This is a genomic window from Chryseobacterium paridis, from assembly GCF_016595215.1.
Classification (GTDB): Bacteria; Bacteroidota; Bacteroidia; order Flavobacteriales; family Weeksellaceae; genus Chryseobacterium; species Chryseobacterium paridis.
This window is the reverse complement of record NZ_JAENHK010000010.1, coordinates 1118434-1140190: the sequence shown is the minus strand read 5'-3', so window position 1 is coordinate 1140190 and position 21757 is coordinate 1118434. Positions and strand designations below refer to the sequence as shown.

The 21757-nt window shown below is 34.0% G+C and carries 22 protein-coding genes; 11 read left to right on the top strand and 11 right to left on the bottom strand.

Features of this window, described 5'->3' with window-relative positions; all coding sequences use genetic code 11:
• The first annotated feature begins 301 nt into the window (after positions 1-301).
• The 3 genes from JHL15_RS14670 to JHL15_RS14660 all read left to right on the top strand — a co-directional run bounded on the left by JHL15_RS14670 (position 302) and on the right by JHL15_RS14660 (position 3561).
• Complete coding sequence (locus tag JHL15_RS14670) at positions 302-478, top strand: histone H1 (protein ID WP_089026768.1); 177 nt, start codon at positions 302-304, stop codon at positions 476-478.
• Positions 479-683: 205 nt separating this feature from the next.
• The gene (locus JHL15_RS14665) at positions 684-1829 is read left to right on the top strand and encodes a hypothetical protein (protein ID WP_200246907.1); all 1146 of its coding nucleotides are present in this window, start codon (positions 684-686) and stop codon (positions 1827-1829) included.
• A gap of 160 nt (positions 1830-1989) precedes the next feature.
• Complete coding sequence (locus JHL15_RS14660; protein ID WP_200246905.1) at positions 1990-3561, top strand: M20/M25/M40 family metallo-hydrolase; 1572 nt, start codon at positions 1990-1992, stop codon at positions 3559-3561.
• 52 nt (positions 3562-3613) lie between these two features.
• Here the strand turns inward: JHL15_RS14660 and JHL15_RS14655 are convergent, their stop codons facing one another.
• The 3 genes from JHL15_RS14655 to JHL15_RS14645 form a co-directional block, all read right to left on the bottom strand.
• Positions 3614-4186 carry an RDD family protein gene (locus JHL15_RS14655; RefSeq protein ID WP_200246904.1) on the bottom strand — a complete coding sequence of 191 codons (573 nt, stop codon included), beginning with the start codon at positions 4184-4186 and terminating at the stop codon, positions 3614-3616.
• 9 nt (positions 4187-4195) lie between these two features.
• Positions 4196-6319 (bottom strand): Tex family protein, encoded by a 2124-nt coding sequence (locus JHL15_RS14650; protein WP_200246902.1) that lies wholly within the window; start codon positions 6317-6319, stop codon positions 4196-4198.
• Between the two features lie 92 nt (positions 6320-6411).
• Entirely contained in the window at positions 6412-7077 is a 666-nt protein-coding gene (locus tag JHL15_RS14645) for an O-methyltransferase (RefSeq protein ID WP_200246901.1), read from the bottom strand.
• A gap of 254 nt (positions 7078-7331) precedes the next feature.
• On the opposite strand from JHL15_RS14645, the gene JHL15_RS14640 reads away from it, so the two are divergent.
• Entirely contained in the window at positions 7332-8009 is a 678-nt protein-coding gene (locus tag JHL15_RS14640) for a YceI family protein (protein ID WP_200246900.1), read from the top strand.
• A 189-nt stretch (positions 8010-8198) separates the two neighbouring features.
• Here JHL15_RS14640 and JHL15_RS14635 read toward each other — a convergent pair whose 3' ends face one another.
• Positions 8199-8573, bottom strand: coding sequence for a GIY-YIG nuclease family protein (locus JHL15_RS14635; protein WP_317193046.1), 375 nt, complete (start codon positions 8571-8573; stop codon positions 8199-8201).
• Here JHL15_RS14635 and JHL15_RS14630 point away from each other — a divergent pair.
• The 5 genes from JHL15_RS14630 to ychF all read left to right on the top strand — a co-directional run bounded on the left by JHL15_RS14630 (position 8572) and on the right by ychF (position 14617).
• Positions 8572-8868 (top strand): DUF1294 domain-containing protein, encoded by a 297-nt coding sequence (locus tag JHL15_RS14630; protein WP_317193045.1) that lies wholly within the window; start codon positions 8572-8574, stop codon positions 8866-8868. The genes JHL15_RS14635 and JHL15_RS14630 overlap by 2 nt on opposite strands.
• 187 nt (positions 8869-9055) lie before the next feature.
• Entirely contained in the window at positions 9056-10861 is a 1806-nt protein-coding gene (gene typA, locus JHL15_RS14625) for a translational GTPase TypA (RefSeq protein ID WP_200246897.1), read from the top strand.
• A 128-nt stretch (positions 10862-10989) separates the two neighbouring features.
• On the top strand, positions 10990-12597 hold the full coding sequence (locus JHL15_RS14620; RefSeq protein WP_200246895.1) for a glycoside hydrolase family 10 protein: 1608 nt from the start codon (positions 10990-10992) through the stop codon (positions 12595-12597).
• 242 nt (positions 12598-12839) lie between these two features.
• Positions 12840-13391 carry a ferritin gene (locus JHL15_RS14615; RefSeq protein ID WP_200246894.1) on the top strand — a complete coding sequence of 184 codons (552 nt, stop codon included), beginning with the start codon at positions 12840-12842 and terminating at the stop codon, positions 13389-13391.
• A 134-nt stretch (positions 13392-13525) separates the two neighbouring features.
• Positions 13526-14617, top strand: a complete 1092-nt coding sequence (gene ychF, locus JHL15_RS14610) for a redox-regulated ATPase YchF (RefSeq protein ID WP_200246892.1) — start codon at positions 13526-13528, stop codon at positions 14615-14617.
• 77 nt (positions 14618-14694) lie between these two features.
• Here ychF and JHL15_RS14605 read toward each other — a convergent pair whose 3' ends face one another.
• The 3 genes from JHL15_RS14605 to JHL15_RS14595 form a co-directional block, all read right to left on the bottom strand.
• Entirely contained in the window at positions 14695-14892 is a 198-nt protein-coding gene (locus tag JHL15_RS14605) for a hypothetical protein (protein WP_200246891.1), read from the bottom strand.
• Positions 14893-14955: 63 nt separating this feature from the next.
• The gene (locus JHL15_RS14600) at positions 14956-15117 is read right to left on the bottom strand and encodes a hypothetical protein (protein WP_200246890.1); all 162 of its coding nucleotides are present in this window, start codon (positions 15115-15117) and stop codon (positions 14956-14958) included.
• Between the two features lie 193 nt (positions 15118-15310).
• Positions 15311-15466, bottom strand: coding sequence for a hypothetical protein (locus JHL15_RS14595; RefSeq protein WP_200246888.1), 156 nt, complete (start codon positions 15464-15466; stop codon positions 15311-15313).
• A 152-nt stretch (positions 15467-15618) separates the two neighbouring features.
• On the opposite strand from JHL15_RS14595, the gene JHL15_RS14590 reads away from it, so the two are divergent.
• Both JHL15_RS14590 and JHL15_RS14585 read left to right on the top strand, forming a co-directional pair.
• The gene (locus tag JHL15_RS14590) at positions 15619-16554 is read left to right on the top strand and encodes a helix-turn-helix domain-containing protein (protein WP_200246887.1); all 936 of its coding nucleotides are present in this window, start codon (positions 15619-15621) and stop codon (positions 16552-16554) included.
• An 87-nt stretch (positions 16555-16641) separates the two neighbouring features.
• Entirely contained in the window at positions 16642-17406 is a 765-nt protein-coding gene (locus JHL15_RS14585; protein WP_200246886.1) for an SDR family NAD(P)-dependent oxidoreductase, read from the top strand.
• A 104-nt stretch (positions 17407-17510) separates the two neighbouring features.
• On the opposite strand, the gene JHL15_RS14580 is transcribed toward JHL15_RS14585, so the two are convergent.
• The 4 genes from JHL15_RS14580 to JHL15_RS14565 all read right to left on the bottom strand — a co-directional run bounded on the left by JHL15_RS14580 (position 17511) and on the right by JHL15_RS14565 (position 21559).
• Entirely contained in the window at positions 17511-18659 is a 1149-nt protein-coding gene (locus JHL15_RS14580; protein ID WP_200246884.1) for a methionine aminotransferase, read from the bottom strand.
• A 113-nt stretch (positions 18660-18772) separates the two neighbouring features.
• Positions 18773-19435: a YiiX/YebB-like N1pC/P60 family cysteine hydrolase gene (locus JHL15_RS14575; protein ID WP_200246883.1), complete on the bottom strand. Its 663-nt coding sequence runs from the start codon at positions 19433-19435 to the stop codon at positions 18773-18775.
• A 3-nt stretch (positions 19436-19438) separates the two neighbouring features.
• Positions 19439-20149 carry a hypothetical protein gene (locus JHL15_RS14570; protein WP_200246881.1) on the bottom strand — a complete coding sequence of 237 codons (711 nt, stop codon included), beginning with the start codon at positions 20147-20149 and terminating at the stop codon, positions 19439-19441.
• A 186-nt stretch (positions 20150-20335) separates the two neighbouring features.
• Complete coding sequence (locus JHL15_RS14565) at positions 20336-21559, bottom strand: T9SS type A sorting domain-containing protein (RefSeq protein ID WP_200246879.1); 1224 nt, start codon at positions 21557-21559, stop codon at positions 20336-20338.
• Between the last annotated feature and the right edge of the window lie 198 nt (positions 21560-21757).

Below are 21757 nucleotides of genomic sequence, written 5' to 3'. Positions count from 1 at the left end.
GAGTGCTTTACATTTTATTTAGTTGCAGACATTGACTTTATTTTTGAAAAATGTTATTAATTTTTTTGATAATATTTCTTCCATAGACTTACCGAATATTTTCTTAGTTTAAATCTTTAAATTGAAATAAGAATAGTAGAAAATTCTACTTTAAATTAAAAAATTCATTCATTTCCAGTTATTCTAAATTTCATCACTTATTATTAGCGATTATTTTTTTCAAATTTTTACAAACTTTTTTCATCACAGTTAGGCTGGAATCACCATAAAACCTATATTTGCACCCTAAATTTTAAAATAAATGAAAGAACTTATTGAAAAGATCAATGCGGAATTTGAAGCATTCGCAACTGAAGCAAACCAACAAGCTGAAAAAGGAAACAAAGCAGCTGGAACAAGAGCTCGTAAATCGGCTTTAGAACTAAGCAAATTGTTCAAAGATTTCAGAAAAGTTTCTGTTGAGGAATCAAAAAAATAAATTTCCTAAAGCCGGCTTTTTAAGCTGGCTTTTTTTGTGCCATGATTTTTTCGTCGATCGGGCTTTCAAATATTATATTTCTTCATTGGCAGTCATTTTGAAAATTAAAAATTAAATAGTATTAAATTTCATCAGGGTATTGTTTTATTTACCTATGCGGATATATATTTGTGTAGTTCGTTCTTTTAAATTAATAACACATCTTATGAAGCATTCTTATTTATTTTTGATTCTTTTTTCTGCCTTTTTTTCTGCCCAAAAAGTAAAAGTAGTAGATTCAGAAAATGGGAAACCTATATTCTATGCAAGAATTGTTCTCAATAATCAAATAGTTTATACTAATGAGGAGGGCTTTGCTCCGGTTAAATCCGATGCAAGTAACTTTGAAGTATCAGCTTTCGGATATCAGAAAAGAAAAGTGATGGGTTTTAATTCTCTCATCAAATTAAAGCCTACATTCAAAAATATTGAAGAGGTAAAAATAGTAAGTGTAGATATAAAAAAGCTTTTTAATGATGTAAGAAAGAACTATAAGAAAAGATATTATAATGAACCTTCATTGTATGATGTAGTATTTAAGGAAAAAAGGTCAGATAATGACGAACTTTGCTTTTTAGTGATTACAGAAGCTAAATTATGGAGCAAGAGCAACCATTACAATTATAAAGACGGGATCCGCAAAAATTATGACAGGATGCTCCAAATGCAACTGAATAATGTGAAATACCTGAAAAATACAAAATCAGACAGTATTTTTTCACCGGGGAATAATGAGTTTTCCCATGAATATATGGGAAATTATTTCTTTAGCTTTGAGCTGAACCGTACACTGAATCATATTAACAGTATCAATTCTAAATATTCTGGGAAAATGATCTCTGAAGAAGGGGATGAGCAGTTGATTACCTTTAAGATCCAATCCGGAACAGGAATTGAACTTATAGGAGATTTAAAATATAATAAGAGTGATAAGGTGATCACTTATTTTGATGTTCATTACCTGCAGACAGATTATCCGCCAATCAGAAGAAAAATGGCAAATGGGGTAGAATATGATTACCAACTCGGTGATGCTTCACTTACTTTTGATTTTTATAAAAAGGATGGTATGTATCTGCCAGCTTTAACCAGATTTAAAGGTGAAAAATACTCTGCTTTCTATCTGGGAAAGAAGCATGAACGAAAATTCAGCCGGGAAATTATTTACAATACTTTTGAAAAGTCAAATAATGAAGGACTTTCCCAGAAGGTAGACTTCAGCAAAAACATCTGGGAAAGTGTTCCTGTAAAAGAAGAAAAAGAGGATGTTATCCTGCTTTCTGCTGAGGAACAGGCCTTTATTGACGAATAAGTAACAAATTTTTAATAAGAATTATAGATTGTTATTTTCATGTGATTTTTCAGTATCCTTGAGAATCTTACATATTCAAGAGGTTTTTAAGCCTTTTAACTTCGCGTTTTTTTCTTCATTCACTTAAATTCTGTTATCTTTATGAATTCAATAATTTACTATGAAGATAAATACCTTTTTTGCGATGCCTGCTGTAGTTTTGGCTACGCAATTTTCATGGGCACAGGCTCCTTCAAAATCTCAGGAAAAGCTTAATCCTATTGTAGAAAGCTTCGTGAATGAAGTGAATACCAATTCTCAACTCGAAAATATGGCTTACGAGCTGCTTGACGGTATTGGACCTCGTTTGGTTGGAACTCCTGAAATGTTGGCTGCAAATGAATGGACGGCTAAAATATTACGTTCTTGGGGAGTAGAAGCAGATCTTAAGCAGTTTGGAACCTGGAAGGGTTGGCAAAGAGGAACGACACATGTAGATATGGTGTATCCTAGGGTAAAATCATTATCTGCAACGCAACTGGCGTGGAGCCCGGCAACTAAAAAAGCTATTGAGGCAGAGGTTATCATACTGCCTAAAGCATCTTCTAAAGCAGAATTTGATCAATGGCTATCTTCTGTGAAAGGTAAGATTGTTTTGATCGCACAATATCAAAAAATTGGCCGTTCTGATGAGCAAATTAAAGAATTTGCTACTCCTGAACTGTATGAGAAATTAAAAGCAGAAAAAGAGCAGGCTGCTAAAGATTTCCGTGACTATGTGAAAAATATAGGATATGACAACAATACACTGCCGGAAGCATTAGAAAAAGCAGGAGCAGCGGGAATTGCTATTTCCAACTGGACCGGAATTATGGGAGCAAACAGGATATTTGGTGCAAAAACTTCAAAAATTCCTATGATTGATATTGATGTAGAAGACTATGGAATGCTTTACAGGATGGCTGAAAAAGGAGCCCAACCAAAAATAAAACTTGAAGCACAATCAAAAATCCTTCCTGAAGCAAAAAGTTTCAATACCATAGGAATGATTAAAGGAAAGGAAAAGCCTAATGAATATGTCATTCTTTCGGCTCACCTTGATTCGTGGGATGGTGCACAGGGAGCTACAGATAATGGAACAGGGACACTAACGATGCTTGAAACCATGAGAATTCTGAAAAAATATTATCCTAATAATAAAAGAACAATTGTTATTGGACTTTGGGGAAGCGAAGAGCAGGGATTGAATGGATCCAGAGGTTTCGTTGCGGATAATCCTGAAATAATGAAAGGAACACAAGCTGTATTTAATCAGGACAATGGTACGGGGCGTGTAGTAAATATTAGTGGTCAGGGGTTTGTAAAATCTTATGATTACATTGGAAAGTGGCTGAATGCTGTTCCTAAAAATGTACGTGATAATATCAAAACTGATTTTCCGGGAATGCCTGGCGGTGGCGGATCTGATCATGCTTCATTTGTCGCAGCTGGTGTACCTGGGTTTTCTTTAAGTTCATTAAACTGGGGGTATTTTGGATACACATGGCATACCACAAAAGATACCTATGATAAGATCGTTTTTGATGAGGTTAAAAATAATGTAATATTGACCGCTACTTTAGCTTATATGGCGTCAGAAGATCCTGAATTTACCAACAGGGAAAGAAGAATAATGCCACAGGATGATAAAGGAGAAACCATAAAATGGCCAGAAGCAAAACAACCGAGAAGAGATTCCAAAGATTTTAAATAAACGGAGAAAAAACCGCCACAGAAATGAGGCGGTTTTTTTATGTGAAAATTGTTTATGACAAAAGATTTTGATTCTCTTGATGTTTTAAGAGCTCTTCGATTTCAGAAATTTTACTTTCTTTAACAATGTAGGTTTTACAGATCGTATTGTTAATATACATGCTGAAATGTATAAAAGATTTTCTCGACCCTCTTCTTAAATAATTGGGGATTGGAATGAAATCTGTAAAAGTGGGGTATAAATTGGCCAGGCATAAAAGATTTCTTTGGATTGATTTTAAAAATCCAGGGTAGTTTCCATTGTCATCAACTACTTTTATTTTAAATGTTTTTTTACCTAAAGTATTTCCCCAATAAAATTCTGTGATTGCTCCTAAAATAAGAACACATGGAATAGACAATAAAATACTTATAAGAATCATTTTATGAAATATAAAATGAAAAATCAAAAAGAAAGGAAGCATATCAATCACTTTTGCAAAAAGTCTTTCTGTTTCATTTCCTTTATAACCTGGATTGTAAGGTAGATGATACTCGTATGCATGATAAATTCTTTGACCGGACTCATCAAAATAACGAGTGGGCCTGTGAATTACTTTTCTTTCTTTAATTTCAGATATTTTCAAATTAACTCTTTATAAGATCATACTTAACTGAATTCTTTTTCTGACTTCATCTACTTCTGTTACTTTTACCTGAACATGCTGGTGTAATTTTACGACTTCATTGACATCAGAAACAAAACCATCTTTGAGCTGGGAAATATGAACGAGCCCGCTTTCCTTAATCCCGAGATCTACAAAACATCCAAATGCAGTTATATTATTAACAATTCCCGGAAGAATCATTCCTACTCTTAAATCTTTTACGCTTTTTACTTTAGGATCAAATTCAAATACTTTTGCCGCCTTTCTGGGATCCAATCCCGGTTTTTCAAGCTCTTTTAAAATGTCTTTAATCCCTAAAATACCAATTTCATCAGTGATATATTTCTCTGCCTGAACCAAGGCAATTTTTTCTTTATTGGCTATAAGTTCGTCAGATTTGATTCCAAGATCTTTTGCCATTTTCTCAACAACACCATATGCTTCAGGATGCACTGCAGAGTTGTCCAGGGAGTTTTTGCCATTGGTTATTCTGATAAATGCAGCAGCCTGTTGAAAAGCTTTTTCTCCTAGCCTAGGTACTTTCTTTAATTGTTTTCTGTCTTCAAAAGCTCCATTTTCAGCACGGTAATTAACGATGTTTTCGGCCATTTTCTCCCCAATCCCAGATACATAACTTAGTAATGATTTACTAGCTGTATTAAGGTTTATTCCTACAGAGTTCACGCATTTCATCACTGTAGAATCCAGTTCATTTTTCAGCTGGGTCTGATCTACATCATGCTGATATTGTCCAACACCGATGGATTTAGCATCAATTTTAACTAGCTCAGCTAATGGATCAGCCAATCTTCTTCCAATAGAAACAGCTCCACGAACAGTTACATCATAACTTGGAAACTCTTCTCTCGCAATCTTGCTTGCAGAATAAACAGATGCACCTGCTTCAGAAACTACAAAAACCTGTAGCGGTTTATCAAAAGCTATTTTTTTGATGAAGAATTCAGTTTCTCTGCTTGCTGTACCGTTTCCAATGGAAATAGCTTCAATGTTGTAAGCATTCACCATCGAGCGGATCTTTTTCATAGCCATTCCAGATTCATTTTGTGGAGCATGAGGGTAGATGGTTTCGTTATGAAGTAAATCCCCTTTCTCATCGAGGCAGACAATTTTACATCCACTCTTATAACCGGGATCAATCGCTAAAATTCGTTTTTCGCCCAAAGGTGGTGCCAATAGTAATTGGGTCAGGTTTTCAGAAAAAATTTCAATAGCTTTTTTATCCGCTTTTTCTTTGGATTCTTGCAGAGTTTCATTAGAAATAGCGGGTTCTAACAATCTCTTGTAACTATCTTTAATGGCTAAAGCGATTTGTTCAGAACTTTTATTATTAGATTTAATGACCGCATTTTCTATAAATTCAATAGCTTCCTCTTTGTCAATATCTACGCTCACTTTTACAAAGCCTTCTGACTCTGCTCTTAGCATGGCTAAAAGACGGTGAGATGGAGTTCGACCAAGGCTTTCATCCCATTCAAAATATTGAGTGAATTTCTGAGCTCCTTCCTCATCTTTTTTAGCTTTTACTACTTTAGAAGAAATAACTGCTTTACGCTGGAATAATCGACGCAGGTTTTTACGGACATACATATTTTCGTTGATCCATTCTGCCATAATATCTCTGGCTCCCTGCAAAGCTTCTTCTTCAGAAGATACCATATCATTTAGATATTTTGATGCTAAGGATAAAAGATCATTGCTCTTTTGGCTCATAATGATTTTGGCCAAAGGTTCTAATCCTTTTTCTTTTGCAGTATCCGCTTTTGTTTTTTTACGTTTTTTAAAAGGTAAATAAAAATCTTCTAACTCCTGGAGATCAAAGCATTCCTCGATTCTTTGCCTAAATTCTGGTGTTAATGCATTTTGTTCTTCGACGGATTTTAGAATAGTTTCTTTTCTTTTTACAATTTCTTCAAACTGCTTATTGATTTTTGAAATTTGTTCTATTTGTATTTCATCCAGATTTCCGGTAAAATCTTTCCGGTATCTGGATATAAAAGGAATAGTGCAATCTTCTGCGAGTAATTGAAGGGTATTGTTAATGCTCTTTTCAGAAATATTGAGCTGTTTTTTTATAAATTCTACGGTCGTCATTGTTCTGTTTTCGGAATGCTAAATTAGCATTTTGGAATGAAAAAAGGCGTGTAACAACGCCTTAAATGTTTATTCTTTACCAAGAGGGATTTCTAGTTTACAATTGCAATTGCCATTCCGTCATATTCTTTAGCGCCTACTGTTTGCATGATAGTCGCTGTAACTTTTGGATTGTTGGCCAGCATTTTATTGAAACGTTGTACACCCTTTACTCTTTCATCATTAGTGTTCTCGTCCAAGACTTTGCCTTCCCGAATTACATTGTCACAAATGATAAGTGTTCCGGGATGTGAAAGCTGCAAGGCTAATTCAAAATATTCTGCGTAAGGAGGTTTATCAGCATCGATAAAAATAAAATCGAAAGCATCTTCACCATTGGAGATGAGTTCTTTTAATATATCCATGGCTTTACCAATTCGAAGATCAATCTTTTCAGAAAACCCTGCTTTTGCAATATTCTGGCTGGCAATATGAGCATGATGAGGATCAAACTCTACAGTAATTATTTTACCATCAGAAGGAATTGCTCTTGCCATCCAAATCGTGCTGTAGGCGCCTAAAGTACCCAATTCCAATATACGCTTAGCTTTGGATGTTAACAGCATCAATTGTAGAAATTTACCCTGTGTTGGGGTTACGCTGATTTGAGGCATTGAGGCATCGTCTAAAGATTGGATAGTTTCCTGAAGAATGATGTCTTCAGGTGCCAGTAAATTGCTGATGTATTCATCTACTTTTTCAAACAATTGTTGATTCATATTTTTAATTGTTAATGGTTGAAATATATATTAAAAAGAGATTTGAAATTATAATTGTAATACTATTTGCTTAATCTCAAAGTTAGCGTATTTTGAGGCCATTTTATTATTTATAGTGACCAATAAAATGAACAATTATTATTTCTTGATCTATGTTAAGATAATAAGTAATAAGGTTTTTCTACTTTTGAAACTTCAGAATTTGAAAACTGAAATACTATTTTTAATAAAACAATTTTAAACAATAAACAATTATGAAAAAAATTACAGTTATCGCGTTAGCAGGAGTAGGATTGCTTGCAGCATCTTGTAACAAAGGAAAATCAGCAGACACCACTACAGCAAACCAGGAACAGACTGTTGCAGAAAGCAAAGGAGAAGTATTAAAAGTGGATACTGTAGCTTCTATCGTGAACTGGAAAGCATCTCACAAAGGAGGTTTTGCACCACGTTGGGGAACTCTTAATGTTAAATCTGGAGATTTAAGTGTTGAAGGCGGGCAAATTGCTGCTGGAAACTTTGTTATTGATATGACTTCTATTAAAGTTGATCCAGCTTCAGTTACAGAAAAAGATAAAAAACCGGAAGATTTGGTTACGCACCTAAAAACTCCTGATTTCTTTGATGTAGAAAAGAATCCTGTTTCAGATTTCAAAATTACTAGTGTTACGGATTTAAAAGAGGTGCCAGCAGATGCTGTAGCAGGAGCTAATAAAACAGTAAGTGGAAATCTGACCTTATTAGGAAAAACAATGAATGTTACTTTCCCTGCTAAAGTAGATGTGACAGATAATTCAGCTTCTATCGATGCTAAGTTTGTTGTAAACAGAGCAGATTGGGGAATTAAATTTGGTACTTCAGAAGCAGATCCTGCAGAATGGATGGTAAGCAAAGATATTGAGATTGGTGTCAATGTAAAAGCGAAAAAATAACGTTGTTAGATACTAAAAAAAGAGCTGCTTTATCATAAGGCAGCTCTTTTTTTTGGATGGTGCTATCCATTCCTGAGTTTTTTAAAATACTATAATTAGATTAGGGAGAATATTCGTGGGTGGCTGAGGCTCTCGAAGCCACCTCTGCCTTCGAGGGCCTCAGGCATCGGAACAAGCAAAGACCAGTGATCAATCTAAGTTATTCCTCACATCTCTGTAAGCGATTGCCAGTTTTGGTAAAAGTTCTGGCACTCCATTGATTAACGCTTCTTTTTTCTTACGACTCCATCCTTGTATTTGTTTTTCTCTGTAAAAAGCAAAATATACTTGTTCATACTCTTCATAATAAATCAGTTTTAATGGAAGTCTTTTACAGGTGTGATTTGCGCCTTCTCCCTTTTGATGTTGTAAAATCCTTCTTTGAAGATTATTAGTGCTTCCTGTGTAATAGCTATCGTCAGAATATAGCAGTATGTACATCCATCCTTTCATCTTTAAATTATTTGTGTTTTTATAAAGATAGGGAATTTGTTTAAAGGTGGTCTCGAGTGCTTCAGCCACCATGAGTTTTAGTAATATTTCTATTACATTTGCAAAATCTATGATTTACTTTCTTTTGATTATAAATTTCATTTGTTTCGTAGTTTTTTATGTTGATAAAAAGCGAGCGATTAAACATCAAAGAAGAATTTCTGAAAATACATTATTATCATTAATGCTTTTGGGAGGAACAATAGGAGGGGTATTAGGAATGTTTATTTTCAGGCATAAAATTTCAAAGAAATCTTTTTTATTGAAATTTGGATTAATTTTTATTATTCAAGTAGTGTTGATGTATTTTTTCAAAAAATATATTTAAAATTATCAGTTAATTAATACTTAATACTAAGATGATTAGATACATAAGAATTTAGTTAATACCCATATTGTAATGCTCTAACCATCATGTGTATTTTAACTTTCTCATTATGAATTTGTTAAATAATACATAATCATACTAATTAATTAATTAAAAAACACTATTTTTGCACCCGTAAAAATCATTCATGCAAAACATTAGAAATATTGCGATTATCGCACACGTTGACCACGGGAAGACGACTTTGGTTGACAAGATTATTCATGCTACAAACATTTTCAGAGAAAATCAGGAAAGTGGAGAATTAATAATGGATAATAACGATCTTGAAAGAGAAAGAGGGATTACCATTTTATCTAAAAATATTTCTGTTACTTATAAAGACGTTAAAATTAACGTAATCGATACTCCTGGTCACGCCGATTTTGGTGGTGAAGTAGAGAGAGTTCTTAAAATGGCAGATGGTGTAATTTTGTTAGTAGATGCTTTCGAAGGGCCAATGCCACAAACCAGATTCGTATTGCAAAAAGCATTAGAATTAGGTTTGAGACCATTAGTGGTTATTAATAAAGTTGACAAACCAAACTGTCGTCCGGACGAAGTACATGATCAGGTATTTGATTTATTCTTCAATCTGGAAGCTACTGAAGAGCAATTGGATTTCCCAACGTTCTATGGATCTTCAAAACAAGGTTGGTTCAATACTTCATTAGAGCAAACAGAAGATATTTTCCCATTATTAGATGGTATTTTACAATATGTTCCTGCCCCAAAAGTATCTGAAGGTAATCTTCAAATGCAGATTACTTCTCTTGATTATTCTTCTTTCTTAGGAAGAATTGCAATTGGAAAAGTAACAAGAGGTGATATCAAAGAATCTCAGTGGATTGGTCTTGCTCAGGCTGATGGTAAAATTGTAAAAGGAAAAGTAAAAGAATTATACGTTTTCGAAGGTTTAGGAAAGAAAAAAGTAACTGAAGTAAAAGCTGGAGATATCTGTGCTGTAGTAGGTTTTGATTCTTTTCAGATTGGTGATTCTTTCGTGGATATGGAAAATCCTGAACCATTACCAAGAACTGCAATTGATGAACCTACATTGAATATGACGTTCTCTATCAACAATTCACCTTTCTTCGGAAAAGACGGTAAATATGTTACTTCAAATCACCTGAAAGAAAGATTAACAAAAGAATTAGAGAAAAACTTGGCATTAAGAGTTCAGCAGACTGATGATGCAAATACATTCCTTGTTTTCGGTAGAGGTATTCTTCACTTATCAGTTTTGATCGAAACAATGAGAAGAGAAGGGTATGAAATGACAATTGGTCAGCCACAGGTTATCTTAAGAGAAATTGACGGTGAGAAATGTGAGCCTTATGAATCATTGGTTGTTGATGTTCCTGAAGAGTATGCTTCAAGAGTTATCGATTTGGCAACTCAGAGAAAAGGTGACCTTCACATTATGGAAACTAAAGGAGAGATGCAACATATGGAATTTGAGATTCCTTCAAGAGGTTTGATCGGATTGCGTTCTCAAATGTTAACTGCTACGGCTGGTGAAGCTATTATGGCACACCGTTTCACAGAATATAAGCCATTCAAAGGTGCTATTCCTGGAAGAAATAATGGTGTATTGATCAGCAAAACTCAAGGTCCTGCTACTGAATATTCTATTGCTAAACTTCAGGATAGAGGGAAATTCTTTGTTGATCCGGGTGAGGAAATCTACGCAGGTATGATCATTGGTGAACAAAACAAGCCAGGAGATTTAGTTGTAAACATCGTAGAAGCGAAACAGTTGAACAACATGAGAGCTTCTGGAAAAGATAAAGATACTGGTGTTGCTCCGAAAATTTTATTCTCATTAGAAGAATGTATGGAATATATCCAGGGTGATGAAGCAATCGAGGTGACTCCAAACTTCATCAGAATGAGAAAGAAAGTACTTTCTGAAGAAGAAAGAAAAAGAATGGAAAGATCAGCGAAAGCGTAATGAAATTCAATATCATAAACAAAAAGCCTCGTTTTTTCGAGGCTTTTTTATTTTAAAATATTTATAATTCATTTTATTATAATATTTTTAAAAACCCGAAAAAATAATTTAATGTAGTTTTGCACCCTATGAAAGTTAGTAATTTAAAATTGATATTACTTGCAGGCGTTTTGGCGTCTTGTGGTAGTTCCCGTACCATTCAGAATAACACCGTAAAACCTGCGAAAAATCCTAATACAGCCAACCCGGTTAAGGAGGTCAAAAAGGATCCTGTTACAATCAATAAGCCTAATCCTGTAAAACCACCAGTTGACGAAGTTTTTAAAGTGAGTCTTCCAGCTGTAAACAGGGAGTTTCGTGGAGCATGGATTGCAAGTGTAGCTAATATCAACTGGCCTTCCAGAAATGATTTATCTATTGATCAGCAAAAAGCAGAGGCGATTGGTATGTTGGATATGTTGAAAGATAATAACTTCAATGCTGTTATTTTTCAGGTACGTCCTTCTGCAGATGCTTTATACACCAGTTCATTAGAGCCATGGTCTTATTTTCTGACTGGCGAAACTGGAAAATCTCCTTATCCTAATTATGATCCATTGCAATTTTGGATAGAGGAAGCTCATAAAAGAGGATTAGAGCTCCATGTATGGTTGAATCCTTATAGAGCCCATCATACCAATGGAGGTGCTGTAAATAGCCTTTCAATGGTTAATAAACTTTCTGATATTGTCGTACGATTAAGAAATGGGATGTATTGGTTTGATCCGGCTAACCCTAAAACACAGGGACATGTTTCAAATGTTGTAAAAGATATTGTAACAAGATATGATATAGATGCTGTCCATTTTGATGACTACTTTTATCCTTATGCCACTTATAATAAAGGGGCGGAATTTCCGGATAATGCAACCTGGAGTGTTTACGTAAATAGTGGGGGTACTTTATCCAGAGCAGATTGGAGAAGAGACAATGTCAATAAATTTGTTGAAAGAATTTATAAAGAAATTCATGCTGAAAAGAGTTACGTAAAATTCGGAATCAGTCCATTTGGAATCTGGAAACCCGGATATCCTGCCGGAATTACGGGTTCTTCTCAATATGACGAATTATATGCTGATGCAAAACTTTGGTTGAATAAAGGCTGGGTAGATTATTTCTCTCCACAATTATACTGGCCGATTGATTCTAAAGGACAGAGTTTTGGAGCATTGCTGGATTGGTGGAAATCAGAAAACACATTAAACCGTCATTTATGGCCGGGATTAAATACCGTAGAAATTAAATCCTCAGATCGTCCTACTGAAATTAAAAACCAGATTGAACTCTCAAGAGAGATCTTAAAAGGAGATGCTGGAGAAGTTCATTGGAGTATTGCAGGATTAACAAGAAATCCAATGATGTTAAGTACATTGAAAAGTGGTCCTTATAAAGAAAAGGCATTGGTTCCAAAAAGTCCATGGATAAAAGCTGTACCTTTATTAACTCCCACATTGTTTATTACAGAGAGCGGAAGCTCCGTACAGGCAAACTGGAGCAGCAAAAATATGAAAGATGTTTTCCAGTGGGTATTGTTTAAACAGTACAATGGCGTCTGGGAAACAGAAATACTAACATTGGATACTCTTTCTAAAGATATTCCCAAATATAAAGATGGAAAGACTTTAAATGCTATTGCAATAAAAGCAGTAGATCGATTAGGAAATGAGAGTGATTATATGGCAAAGAAAATAAAGTAAAAATCGGAATAGCAAAAAGGCGAAAACGCTAATTCCTAAATTGGTTAAGGTTTATTCGATTAAAATAGATAAAAAGCAGTTCGTCAGAACTGCTTTTATTTTAGAATAACTATAAATTATTAGTTTAAAATATTGTTTTTCAGTTTGTTGTGGTGCTGTTTTCTTTTGTTTAATTAAAATTAAAAACTTTAGCGGAATCATTTTTGTAGGATTGTATTCATAATCACTAAAAATATTACATTATGAATACGAACAGACTTTCCCCTGCAATCGAAAAAGCATTGAGTGATCAGATGAATAAAGAAATTCATGCGTCACATACATTTCTGTCTTATGGAATTTGGGCAGATGATAAAGGATATCAGGGAATTGCTAATTTTCTGTATAGACATGCGCAGGAAGAAAGAAATCATTCCATTAAATTTATGGAATATGTTTTAAACAGAGGCGGAAAGCCTAAAGTGGCTGCTATTCCGGCTCCTCCTGCAGATCCAAAAACCCTGACAGCATGTTTTGATGGGATTTTTAAACATGAGGTAGATAATACAACGGCTATTTATAAAATTGTAGACCTTTCATTACAAGAAAAAGATTGGGCAACCTGGAATTTTATGCAGTGGTTTGTACAAGAACAAATAGAAGAGGAAACGTTGGCTCAGAATTTAATTGATAAATTGAAAATTGCCGGAGGTGACCGTGCTACAGATGAATCATTATTTACTTTAGATAAATCATTGAAAGAATCTCCAGATGATGCTCCATTAGCGCAAAATGCTACAGGAGCCAATCCATAAGACGAAATACTAAATAAAAAGATCTGTCGGACTCCGGCAGATTTTTTTATTATGAAACTCACCTTAAAATCACTATCTTTGCACACCTTTAACAAGCAATAGGCTAAATGCTTTTTGCTATAAGCTTAATTATTATGAAATGTGGAATCGTAGGCTTGCCGAACGTTGGTAAATCAACTCTCTTTAACTGTTTGAGTAATGCAAAAGCTCAATCAGCGAATTATCCTTTCTGTACGATTGAACCTAATTTAGGAACAGTATCAGTACCAGATCAAAGATTATTTGAATTGGAAAAATTGGTAAACCCGGAAAGAGTTTTACCAGCTGTTGTAGAAATTGTAGATATTGCAGGTTTGGTAAAAGGCGCAAGCAAAGGAGAAGGTTTAGGAAACCAGTTCTTGGCCAATATTCGCGAATGTGAAGCGATTATCCATGTTTTAAGATGTTTTGATAATGGAAACATCATTCACGTAGAAGGGTCTGTAGATCCTATAAGAGACAAAGAAATTATCGATATAGAACTTCAGTTGAAGGATCTTGAAACTGTTGGGAAAGCTGTTGAAAAGGCTAAAAAGTTCATCAAATCAGGAAAGAAGGAAGATATCTTAACATACGAAACTCTTCAAAATCTTCAGAAATTTTTAGAAGATGGTAAAAATGCTAGAGAATTTCCTTTAAATGATCAGACAAAATCTATCATTGCTGATGTTCAATTGTTAACGAACAAGCCGGTTCTTTATGTTTGTAATGTTGACGAGAATTCAATTAAGAACGGAAATGAATGGATTGCTAAAATCGATGAAATGGCTCAGAGAGAAGGTTCTGAAATTGTTGTGTTAGCAGCTCAGATTGAAGCGGATATTAATGAGTTAGAAACGTTTGAAGAAAGAGAGATCTTCCTTGAAGAACTAGGATTAGAAGAGCCTGGAGTAAATCGTTTGATTAGAAAAGCATATGATCTTTTAAAACTTCAGACCTATTTTACGGCAGGTGTTAAAGAAGTTAGAGCCTGGACTATTGGACAGGGGTGGACTGCTCCTCAGGCAGCTGGAGTAATCCATACGGATTTCGAAAAAGGATTTATCCGTGCTGAAGTTATTAAGTATAATGACTATGTAAATTATGGTTCTGAATCCAAAGTAAAGGAAGCTGGAAAATTATCTGTAGAGGGTAAAGAATACATCGTTCAGGATGGTGATATCATGCACTTCAGATTTAACGTATAAAGAATATTAAAGTTATAGTAATTAAAAAAACGCTTCCATGAATTTGGGAGCGTTTTTTATTCTTAAGAAATTTTTAATTAAAATCCTGGGCGGCATTCCTTTTGAAAACAGCCGGGTGCAATAGTTGTACAGCCATTTGGATACTCAGGAAGAGGTGGGTCACAAGGATAAGTGGGACAAGCAACAGGTTGTTTACAATCTAACATACCTCCGACAATTGTTTTTAGCTCTCTTTTTGAAAGCTTTTTTCCTTTTTGAAATTTTTTGTTTTCCATGATAATGATTTTATTAAGTTCATTAAAATTGATGAAGACTTCTTAAATGGTAAAAATTTTTATTTAAGGAATTAATTCCGGACGACACTGAGGTTCTGCACATCCCATAGAAATAATTCTACAACCATTTGTTTTTGGATCACGACATTGCATTAATCCGCCGGTAATCACTCTTAGCTCTTTTTTGTTCAATTTTTTTCCTTTGTTTAGGTTTTGATTTTTCATGATGTTAATTTTAATAAATTAGTATATAACGAATGTATTGAAAATAATTCAATGTATCTCACATTTTCATGAATAATATTAATGATTTGAGTGTATTTTATTTGTGTATGTGTAAGTGTATCACAGTATTATGAAATGCTAAGAATAAAAAAAGCCACTCTGTGAAAGAGTGGCTTTTGTAAAAAATATCAATTTAAGGAATGTATTTGCACTGAAATTCTGCACACTGGCGTCCATAAGCGATGCATTGATTAGTATCCGGGTCAATACACATTTGCAAGCCGCCTGTAATTGTTCTTAACTCTCTTTTGTTTAATTTTTTTCCTTTTTGTAGGTTTTGATTTTTCATAATATTGAATTTAATAAATTAGTTTATGTCTAAGTTATAAAAAAATGTTTATTATGTCACTTAATTATGAAAAATATTTGATTTTTGTAAAGAATTATTGTAATTCAATAATTGTATAACTTTGTATATTTGAATTTTACAAATTCGGTATTATGGAAAAGATTGCACATGCTTCTTTAGAAGACTTCTATAAGGAAATGACTGCCAAGCTTGGAAAAGACTTGGAAAGTATTTTTCCTAAGGGCCTGCATAAGGATATTGGTCATTTTAATGTATTTGATATCGCACAGACCATTGAAAAAGCAAGGACAACTTCTGAAATGCCTTATAACAGAAGGAAATATTACAAAATCAGTTTAATTAGGGGCCGGAATAGAGCAGAATATGCTGATAAAGTAATTGCTATTAAAAATAATGCTTTGCTATTTGCTACTCCCAAAGTTCCTTATCACTGGGTTCCGGAAGACCCCAACCAGTCTGGTAGTTTCTGTGTATTTACAGAAGATTTCTTTATCAAAGATAAGTCACATAATACACTCGAGGATCTTCCTATATTTCAACCGGGAGGTTTTCCGTTGTTTGAAATTGATGATGCATTAGCCGATGAAATTGAAATCCTTTTCAAAAAAATAAAGAATGAAATTGAATCTGACTATATTTTTAAATATGATTTAATTCGAAATTATGTGTTAGAGCTTATTCATTATGGGCAAAAGCTACAACCGGCGACTAAACTTTCTACATCGAATGACACTTCATTAAGAGTAGTTTCATTATTTATAGAATTACTCGAAAGACAATTTCCTGTTGAATCCAACCAAAGATTACAACTGAAAACAGCAAAGGATTATGCAGATAGGTTAGCGGTACATGTTAATTATTTGAATAAAAAACTTAAAGAAAATACTGGGAAGACTACCACAGAATTTATTGCTGACAGACTTATTCAGGAAGCCAAAATATTATTGAAACAAACCACATGGAATGTTTCTGAAATATCATATGCTTTAGGTTTTGAGGAAATCGCTCACTTCTCAAACTTCTTTAAAAGAAAGACATCTTTCAATCCATTGCAATTTCGTTCCTGATTTGAATTTTGCAAATTTTAGATTGATTGAAGCAAACAACAATATCCTGGAATATCAGAACTTTGTCCTATTAAAAACAATGAAAAAATGAACACAAAAACAAAAATTGCATTAGTAACAGGTGGAAGTCGTGGAATAGGGAAAAATTCAGCTCTAAGAATTGCTGAAAAAGGACTTGATGTAATCATTACTTACAAAAGCAGTAAAGAAGAAGCAGATGCTGTGGTAGATGAAATTAAAGCTTTAGGTAGAAAAGCTGTAGCTTATCAATTAGATACAAGAGACGTGAAAAGCTTTGATGCTTTTGTACAGGAGGTAACCAGTCACTTAGTAGAACATACTGGAAGCTCTAACATTGATTATCTTATCAATAACGCAGGGACGGCACTGTATTCGCCTATGACAGAAACTACAGAAGAACAATTGGATGATATTATTGATATTCATTTTAAAGGAGTATTCTTTTTAAGTCAGAAATTTTTACCTTTTATGAATGATGGTGGTGGTATTATTAATATTTCTTCCGGGCTTGCAAGAGTAGCATTACCTGGATCTTCAGTGTATGGATCGATGAAAGCAGGTGTGGAAATGCTTACAAAATATATGGCAAAAGAGTTAGGTTCGAGAAAAATCAAAGCAAATGTAGTTGCTCCCGGAGCTATAGAAACAGATTTTGGTGGTGGAAGAACAAGAGATAACAAAGAGGTTAATACATTGGTTTCAAATATTACCGCTTTAGGAAGAGCAGGACTCCCTGAGGATGTAGGTGGAGTGGTAGCTTTCTTATGTACTGAGGATGCTGCCTGGATTAGTGGTCAAAGAATTGAAGTTTCAGGAGGAATGGCCCTATAAACTTTATTGTAGATAATTTCATCTCAAATAACAAAAGAACCAACCTTATTCGGCTGGTTCTTTTGCTTTATTTCAAAGCTGTTTTTTAGACCTTAATAGTAAAATTAAATTTTTGTCAGGTTTTCAATTGCTTTTTCTAATGTTTCCTCTTTTTTAGCAAAACACAGGCGAATCACATTTTCATTCACTTTATTTTTATAGAAGGAAGAGAAAGGAACACTAGCTACTTTGTGGGTAACTGTTAATTCACTGGCAAAATCAAAATCATTTTTATCTGATACTTTATCGTATTTCAATGCCTGAAAATAGGTTCCTTCACAATCCAGAAGTTCGAAAGAAGTACTGGCAAGACCTTGTCTTAGAAAATCCCTTTTTTTCTGGAAAAAACTACTCAGTTGATTATAGTGATCATCATTTTTCATGTATTCAGCCAATGCCAGCTGAATAGGGGTGTTTACACAAAAAACATTAAACTGATGTACTTTTCTGAATTCGTCAGTTAAAGCTTTAGGGGCAGCGCAATATCCTATTTTCCAGCCTGTCACATGGAAAAGTTTTCCAAAAGAAGCTACAAGAAGACTTCTTTCCTTTAATTCAGGGTATCTGCAAATACTTAAGTGTTGTTTCCCGTCAAATACAATATTTTCATATACTTCATCACTCAGAATAAGAATTGAAGTATCTTTTACAATCTTGATAAGTTCCCGAATATCGTTTTCCGTTAAAATTTTTCCTGAAGGATTATTGGGGTTATTGAGGATGATCATCTTGGTTTTTTCACTGATGAGCCCTTTTACAGCATTCCAATCAATTTCATAATGTGGAGCCTTCATTTCAAAACGTTTTACAATCCCTCCAAAAAGTTCTACTGTAGGTTCGTAACAATCATAAGCCGGCTCAAAAATAATGACTTCATCATCTCTTTTGATAAATGCAGCAATGGCAGTAAAAATGGCTTGTGTTCCACCTGCTGTAACTGTAATTTCAGCATCAGGATGATAGATTGCCTGATGACTATTTTCGATTTTTCTTGCAATTTCTTCTTTCAGTCCAATCATACCACCTAAGGGAGCATATTGATTAAAACCTTTTTTAATGAAATCATCCACATAATTGAGCAATTCAGAATCCGGCATAAAATCCGGAAAACCCTGCGATAGATTGATGGCTTGGTTTTCATTGGCCAATTGCGTCATCTGACTGAAAATGGTAGTTCCTACATTGGACAGTTTAGAAAGAGGAAGTTGTATCATTGATGGTATTTTACTTATACCGAATTTAATTCATTTTTTTGAATAGAAGAATATGAATCTTATAAAAGGCTACTCAATTTTTGATCGCTTTATTTTTCTAAAATATAGAGGGCTTATTTTATCCATTCAAATACTTTAGTTGCTTTATCGGTGCTTTCAAAACCATCCACAGGAAAGTAGGTAAGAGTATCTTTTTTTAGAATTTGTTTGATCATTCCCGTTATACTTTTTTTATGATAGGACATGATTTTGATACCGTTTTTTTGAAGTTCATCAACAATGTATTCTGAGCAATAATAAGCTTTACTGCCTTTGTCGAAATTAAAATCAAAATTGATATTTTGCTTTTCGGATTGAGTAAGTGTGTTTTTTATGTCATTGAATTTTTGCAGATCGATATTTTTCAGCTGCCAGATAGAAAGATAATTTAGGTCTTCAGGTCGAATGAAATTATCAATTGTTTCTACATACAAGCTGTTTCCTTTACTATTCTTGTCTACATAAACATGATAAATAGTAAGGGCATTATTTTTAAGATATCCAATGCCTAAATGGGAAGCATATTTATTTTTAATGTTGAAATCTTTAGCTACATTTCCGAGTTTACCTGTTGTGCCCCTTTGTATTAAATAAATTGCCCCATTATTCAATTCAATATTTTTAATTTTATATTCTAAAGACGGGCTTTTATGGAAAGAGAAAACTGCTGTTATGAGCACAAGGCTCATAACAGCAATTAAGAAATCTATTTTTTGATAAGTAAATACAGATCGCATAATTTACTTAGCTCCAAGTATAGCTCCTGTTACAATGCCGCCAACAACACCGATTCCTGCTCCTACAAGTGCTCCAACAGGACCCGCTACTGCAAATCCAATAAGGCCGCCACCCACCATACCGATCATACCACCTGTAATCCATAAAGGTTGTTTGCTGGTTGGAATTCCTGTAATCATATAGTTTCCTTGTTCAGTATTGTATTTATAGTCATTGATATTTTTAATCATTGATTTTTCATTAGCAGGAAGGTTATTGTATGCTGCATTCGCCTCCAAGTGGATGATTGAACCATCATTAATGGTTATCGCTAATGATTTTGCAGCATTTGAAATATTTAATTGCTGAATAGCTTGGGCAAAAGGAACCTGCATCAGACTTATTGTTTTGTTAATAATGCTATTAACCTGGTCCAGAGGTAATCTTTCATTAGGTACAATTTGAGCTTTGTCATAAAATGCATTCAGATCCTGTTGATTCAGAACGTATCCAGGATTTTGTGCAAACTTACTTCTGATAAATTCAAATCCGGCATTTACAGCTTGTGGATCTGCAAAATAATTTCCGTTCGTAAAGCTTGGGGTTGTTTTAGATAATGATGCAGTAGACTGATAACTTTCATTTTGAAGATTATTATTGTCCTCAGCACAAGAATTGAACATAGATTGTGTAGTTGCCAGTCCAACCAGGACCAGAAAAGTTTTTGTTTTCATAGGTTAAAGTTTTTGTTTTTTTGGTTTTATAAATGTATCTGCATATTAAACATCACGATATTGTGAATTCATAAGTGTGTTTATTTTCCTAATAAGTGTAGCAGAAGTGATAATAAGTGTAATTCTGATGAGTATATAAAGAGCTATTCAATTTTGAATAGCTCTTATTATACAGATGAATAAAATTTACTTTGAAATAATCAATTTTTGAGAATTGGTTTGGGTGTTAGATTTTGTTTCAACGATATAACTTCCCTGAGGGAGATTTTCTGTATTAAGTCTAATGTTTTGTCTGCCACTTTCATGGTTTTCAGATTTTTCCAAAACCGTTTTTCCGGACATATCAAAAACTCTTACTGAGACTGATCCTCTTGATGAAAGGTTTGTTTGGATGTCTACATAGCTTTTAGCAGGATTAGGTACCAGTTTGTAATCGTTATTTGTTGTCATTTCTGTTTTACCAACTGTTTGAATGTCAAATTGTGGAATTGTACTTACTGAATTGGATTCTCTTGAAGGCACACTGGCTTTTGAATAACAGAAAGTGAAGCATCGGGTACATAATATCATCTTCCCTTGTTTTTCCGTTACACATATGGTATAGGTACCAGGATTAGTGTAATTATGTGATAGAGTTGATATAATATAAGGTGATGAAGTTCCGTCACCCCAGTTTACAGTATAGGTACTTCCTGGATTGTTAGGAGTAGAAACTAAAATTGGATTAATAATGGTAAGTTGAGCCGATGCAGTATTAGTGTTGCTGGCAAATGATGTCTCTAACTTGAAATCTGCAGTACATCCGTCACATGACTTGATACAGATATTATCGAAATATACTCTTTCGCTTGGACTTGAAGTAATATCGGGAGATATCATTACAGCAGTTGAATTGTTCATTACATTATTGAAGTCTGTCCATGTTCCTCCAGGCATACTCCATGTTCCTTCTGCGTTACTTGGGAAGGCTGAGCTTGTAGCTAAAGCTAATGGAGCTCGTACCCGAACCCATCCACTATTAGGGGTTACTGTAGCATTAGCAACAAAAGTTATTACTTTGTTTCCTGAAAGAATGTAGATTGTTGGATGTAATGGAGCGTTAAAACCTCCATCTTTTTCAAGGTAAAAATCAAAATATAAGCATTGTCCTAAAAATCGTTGCCCTATATTCTTGTAGTCAACAGGGTTGATAAACCAGGAACCTCCTGATAGGTCATCCAATATCAAATATTGCGAACCATCCAATGCATTAGGACTACCAAGATTATAGTTTACGGCATTGTTAACGGGATCAAGTTGCCAATTTCCCAAAGGATTACTGGTGCCATTGAAATCAGAACAAGGACCTTGTGCATTAAACAGAAGGCATCCAAGGAATACATAAATTGTTAAAAAATATATTCTTATCATAATGTGTAACTGATTTTATAAATCAAAAACCAGTAAAAACTTTAGTTATTAGTATTTTGTGTATTGAACCTGTGATAAATGTATCACGATATCTGATATCATAGTATAGTGATTTAATAAGTGTACTTGTTTTACTAATAAGTGTTATGCAATTTCTCTTAATTGTGATTGAGTAGAATAGATTTCTGCAAAATTTTC